General features: G+C 68.0%; 6 protein-coding genes. 5 read left to right on the forward strand and 1 reads right to left on the reverse strand.

Annotated elements, in window-relative coordinates:
- Positions 1-95: 95 nt before the first annotated feature.
- Positions 96-995: an LLM class flavin-dependent oxidoreductase gene (locus AC1D1G_RS41155; RefSeq protein ID WP_477956489.1), complete on the reverse strand. Its 900-nt coding sequence runs from the start codon at positions 993-995 to the stop codon at positions 96-98.
- Positions 996-1,182: 187 nt separating this feature from the next.
- On the opposite strand from AC1D1G_RS41155, the gene AC1D1G_RS41160 reads away from it, so the two are divergent.
- The 5 genes from AC1D1G_RS41160 to AC1D1G_RS41180 all read left to right on the forward strand — a co-directional run.
- Positions 1,183-1,677, forward strand: a complete 495-nt coding sequence (locus tag AC1D1G_RS41160; RefSeq protein ID WP_477956490.1) for a DUF3592 domain-containing protein — start codon at positions 1,183-1,185, stop codon at positions 1,675-1,677.
- A gap of 43 nt (positions 1,678-1,720) precedes the next feature.
- A complete protein-coding gene (locus tag AC1D1G_RS41165; protein ID WP_477956491.1) occupies positions 1,721-2,647 on the forward strand; it encodes an LLM class flavin-dependent oxidoreductase in 927 nt (308 codons plus the stop codon).
- Positions 2,648-2,795: 148 nt separating this feature from the next.
- Positions 2,796-3,812, forward strand: a complete 1,017-nt coding sequence (locus AC1D1G_RS41170) for a methionine ABC transporter ATP-binding protein (protein ID WP_477956492.1) — start codon at positions 2,796-2,798, stop codon at positions 3,810-3,812.
- Positions 3,809-4,501: a methionine ABC transporter permease gene (locus AC1D1G_RS41175; RefSeq protein ID WP_283331219.1), complete on the forward strand. Its 693-nt coding sequence runs from the start codon at positions 3,809-3,811 to the stop codon at positions 4,499-4,501. Before AC1D1G_RS41170 ends, AC1D1G_RS41175 begins: the two co-directional genes overlap by 4 nt.
- Before the next feature lie 39 nt (positions 4,502-4,540).
- The coding region (locus AC1D1G_RS41180) for a MetQ/NlpA family ABC transporter substrate-binding protein (protein ID WP_477956493.1) at positions 4,541-5,298 on the forward strand (758 nt) is incomplete at its 3' end.

A 5,298-nucleotide genomic window follows, 5' to 3' on the forward strand; every position in this document is an offset into this window, starting at 1 on the left:
GTTCGGCGGAGCCGCGGGCGGGCGGACGCACCGCCTCCGGCGCGGGGGCCTCGGATACCGCTGTCATGGTGAATCTCCTGGCTTCGGTGGAATGCTCAGCTGACCGGGAACGCGCTGCGGCCGCCGGACAGTACGGTCTCCGCCGCCTGCAAGCCCAGGCGGTCACGCAGGGTGCGCCGCGGGTCCTGGAGGATCGGTTCCCGCCGCACCGCGTCGAGCAGGGCGGGCAGGGTTGCCGTGGTGGCCCCTCGGAAGACGACACCGTCGGCCTCCGTCGCCAGAGGGGAAACGCCGCCGGGCGCCCAGTGCCGGTCGGTCAGTACCACCTGGTCACGGGCGGCATCGGGGTCGAAGTGCGCCCGATAGCGGCGCACCGCATCCTCGTCCGCGAGGATCACGGCGTCGGCCGTGCGCCGCGCCGCCACCAGTTCGGCCTCGTTCGCGGGGCGCCAGAACACGGGCGGCTTGCGCTGCGGTGGCTCGGGGACGTTGAGGGGGCCCGACACGGAGAACGTGCCCGCATGATCGATGTAGACGATCCGCTCGGATTCCGCGAAGATGCCGCGCTCGGCGTCGTCGACGATGCTGTCGGCCGGCCAGCTCTCCCACAACTTCCGGACCACCGACACGGCATCGACCGCCGCGTCCACCGGGCCCGAGCCGATCAGCCAGCCGACCCTGCCGTGGGATCCGTGATCGAGCGAGCCGAGGCGGCGCGCGAGATTGAACGGGTGATCGCGGACGGGAGTACCGGCCACCACCAGTCCGACCGACGTCGTGTGACGTGCCAGGACGGTGGCGGCCACGGTCRCATCGATCGTCGCGTGACTCGGCTGCCCCGCGTCCAGGCGGTCACCGCCGAGAACGACGAAGTCGATTCCCGACTCGTCGATGCCGCGCCCGAACTCTTCTCGCCGCGCCGGCTGCCTCGGGTCGAGCAGTTCGGTGACGACTGCGGCGTCGACGTGCAGTCCGACGACGGAATGTCGGCTCATGACGGTTCCCCTTTCCGCGATAGTCGTTACCTTCCCAGAGCATCGCTCACGGGACGAGCGTTGCGCTCAGTCTGATTCTGGACGTGTGGCGACATGAAATGTTTTGTCCCCCACCATCAGTCACTTGCGTTCCGTCCACGTGTCGTAGAACCAGGGCACGGAGTTGGCCGCGTTGCCGAAGTCGTGGATGTCCGGAGCGGGAATCGAACGAGACGCGCAGGTTCCGTGTTCCGCTCACGCTGCGGAGAAGGCTGTACGACACACCGACGCGGGCCGTACCGTCGCCCGTGTGATCACCGTCTGGATCATCGCGGGTGCGTTCCTCCTGTTCCGTGGGGTTCCGGGCGTCCTCGCGCTGTGGAGTTCCCGGTCGTGGACCGGGTCCGAGTGCTCGGTCGTCGATGTACGACCGTCGATCACCTACTCGTATCGGGTCGGAAGCGACGAGTTCGTCGGTCAGCGGCGGACATTCGATCCCGGATCGACGCTCGGCGCCTCGCTGTCCGACGCAGGTAGGGGCGAATTCGTTGTCGGACAGTCCCTCTGGCTGTGGTACGACCCGCGGGATCCGCGGTCCAGCGTCCTCCGGCGCAGTGCGTCCGTCTCGATGTTGCTGGTGATCCTGGGACTGACGTCCCTCACCCTCGCGACATCCACCCTCTTCTCAGGAGATACCCCTTGACATCACGACAGCAGACCCTCGAACCGACAACGGGAGACCTCCGATGAGTGTGATCCAGCGCAGCAGGACCTTCCACGGACTCGCACTCGGTGAGCGCCTGCTCGTCGACGCCATTCGCCGCGGCCGGATCGACGAACTCGCCGCATTCATCACCCGCACGGGCGCGGACTTCGTCCTGCTCGGCGTCGAGCGGGTGTCGCGGACCGCTCCCCGGCCCACCGCGGCCCTGTCGCCCAGCGTGTCCGCCGCAGCACTGATCGCCGCCACCGACGACATCGGTGTGTTCGTCACGGCGGTTCCCCACCTCGACCACCCGTACAACCTGGCTCGCCGGCTCGCATCGCTCGATCACACGAGCCGCGGCCGGGTCGGCTGGCTCACCGGTGTGGAAGACCGATCGGCGCCGGGAAACCTGGCTTCGGCGGGGGTGTGGATCGATGCCGGGCCGAGTCCCGCAGCCACGACCGATGCGATCCACGCCTCCCGCACGCTGTGGGAGAGCTGGCCGGCCGACACGATCCGTGGACGCCCGCACGACGTGCGTTTCGCGGATTCCGACCGGATCGTTTACGCCGACCACCGCGGGGTCTTCGACATCGCCGGCCCCCTCAACGTGCCCACCCCGCCGCAGCAGAAGATTCCCGTCGCGTGGTGGGCGCAGGACGGCGACGACATCGTCTCCGCCGCCGAAGTTTCCGACATCGTCGTGCTGGACGGCAGCCAGGTCGACCGTCACGGGCCGGCTGTGCGCGAGCGCGCCTTGCTGTTCGTCGTCGACGATCCCGACGCCACCGAGGTGGACGGTCACATCGCGACCGTCATCGACCTCGACGCCGGGTTCGCCGCGTGGCCGAGGCCGACTCGGCCCCGCGGGTACCGGCAGCGGTCGCTCCGGGCGACGCTGCGGCTGCCCGAACCGGCGCAGGCGCCGGCCCACCGCCGTCCGGTCTACCCGGGCGCGCAGAACTAGCCGTCCTTCTGATCAAGTCGATTCTTAGGCATGACTTTCCGTTTACCCACGCCTATCGTTTCGGGAATCCACCGGCTCGTCCGCGGGCCGGGATTTTCCGTCCCGACGGCCGACCCGAGGTGCCGTCATCCGACACAGGTGGTTCAGCATGATCGAAGTCCGTTCCGTCACGAAACGATTCGGGAAGGGATCCCGTTCCGTCGAAGTGCTCCACGACATCGACTTCTCCGTCGGCACCGGCCAGATCGCGGCGGTGATCGGCCAGAGCGGCGCGGGCAAGACCACGCTGTCGCGCATCATCAGCCTGCTGGAGCGCCCGTCCGAGGGCCGCATTCTGCTCGACGGCACCGACGTCTCGGGACTGTCCGAACGCCGGCTCCGGGATCAGCGTCGCGCGATCGGCACGATCTTCCAGGCGTCGAGCCTCCTCGCCCGTCGCACGGCGTCCGAGAATGTGGCCCTGCCCCTCGAATTCGCCGGTGTGGGCCGCTCCGAGCGGCGGGCACGGGTGGCGGAGCTGCTCGAGCGGGTGGGACTGTCCGACAAGGCCGACCTCTACCCCCGGCAGCTGTCCGGCGGGCAGCGGCAGCGCGTGGGGATTGCCCGCTCGCTGGCACTCGCTCCCAAGGTCCTGGTGTCGGACGAGGCAACGTCGGGGCTCGATCCCAATACCACGCGATCCATCCTCGCGTTGCTGCGCGAACTGCGCGACGACCTCGGGCTGACGATCGYGCTGATCACCCACGAAATGGATGTCGTCCGGCAGGTCGCGGACGTCGTCACCGTCCTCGACGCGGGGCGGGTGGTGGAATCGGGCCCGGTGATCGAACTCCTCCGCGATCCGCACTCCGAACTCGGCGTCGGCCTCCTCCCCGATCGTTCCCACATCACCGCGGAGGACCGGGACGTGCTCTGGCACGTCACCTACGGCTCCGACACCGTTCCCACCAACTGGATCGAGCTTCTCGGCAAGACCACCGCCCGGTCGATCGGCGTGCTGTCCGGGACCGTGGAATCGGTCGGCGGGCGCCCGGCGGGGCGGGTCACCATCTCGGTGGCCGGTGAGCATCCGTCCGTCGGCGACCTGCTGTCGTCCTGGGGTCTGCACGGAACCCGGGTCGACGACGACGCGTCCGCGCGGACCACCGAGGAGGCCGCGGCATGAGCGCCCCGGACAGTGTCGTTCTCGCCATTTCGACTCCGGTCGAGGAACTTCCCGAGCTGTTCCTCCCCGCCCTGCAGCAGACCGTGCAGATGGTCGGGATCACGGTGATCCTGGCGATCCTGCTGGGCACTCCGCTGGCGGTCATCCTGCACAACACCGCGCCCCGGGGGCTGTTCCCCAACCCGGCGGTCAACGCGGTGGCGGGCTGGGTGGTCAACCTCGGTCGATCGCTGCCCTTCCTGGTGCTGATGGCCGCCATCATTCCGTTCACCCGATTCGTCGTCGGCACCTCGCTCGGGGTGCAGGCGGCGGCGGTTCCGATGACGCTGGCCGCGACACCGTACGTCGCGCGTCTGATCGAGAATTCGCTGCGGGACGTTCCCCCCGAAGTGGTGGAAGTGGGCCGGGCCTCGGCCGGGTCGAACTTTCAGATCATCCGCAAAGTGCAACTCCACGAAGCTGTTCCGACCATCATCGGCGCTCTGACCATCGCGCTGATCGGCATCCTCGACATGTCGGCGATCGCGGGAGCGGTGGGCGCAGGCGGCATCGGCAACCTCGCCATCGCCTACGGCTACAACCGATTCGACAACACCGTGATGATCACGACGGTCATCGCCCTCGTGGTACTGGTCCAGGTCATCCAGCTCGTCGGCGACCTGGCCGCCCGCCTCACCAACCGGCGCTGAGCCTTCCTTCACATTCACCCAGATCAGAGGACAACACCCATGACGACTCGACCCCGCTCGGTGACGCGCGCCCGTGCTGTGGCGGCAGGCGGACTGACGGCCACACTGCTTCTCCTCCTCACCGCGTGCGGCGCGGTCGGGGGCAACGACCGAACCGAAGGTGACGGCCCGCAGACGACGTTCAAGATCGGATACACCGCCGGATCGATCCTGGACGAGAAGCTCGCCAAGGAAGTCGCGAAACTCGCCCCCGACCACGGCATCACCGTCGAACCCGTGCAGATCGAGGATTCGAAGCTCAAGAATCTCGCGGTCTCCCAGGGCGACATCGACGCCAACCACAGCCAGCATCAGGAGTGGATGCGCGTGCAGAACGAGGACGGCAACCTCGGACTGCATGCGGCCGGAGACTGGTACGTCCTCAAGTTCTCGGGATATTCCGAGAAGTACGGCAAGCTCGAGGATCTCCCGAAGGGCGCGAAGGTCRCCATCCCCGACGACCCGTCGAATCAGGCGCAGGCACTGCAGACCCTGCAGGATCTCGGCCAGCTGACCCTGAAGGACGGTGTCGACCCGTCGCGCGTGACCATCCGCGACGTGAAGGACAACCCGAAGTCGTTCGAGTTCACCGAGGCCGCGCTGGCGCAGTTGCCGCGCACGCTGCCCGACGTCGACCTGGCACTGGGCTGGCGGTCCAACTTCGACCTCGCCGACGTCCCCGACGACAAGATCGTCTTCAACGCCCCCGCCTACGAGTTGTACTGGATCGAGGTCGTCATCAACGAGAAGAACAAGGA

It is taken from the genome of Rhodococcus sp. P3_B8 (genome assembly GCF_056402775.1).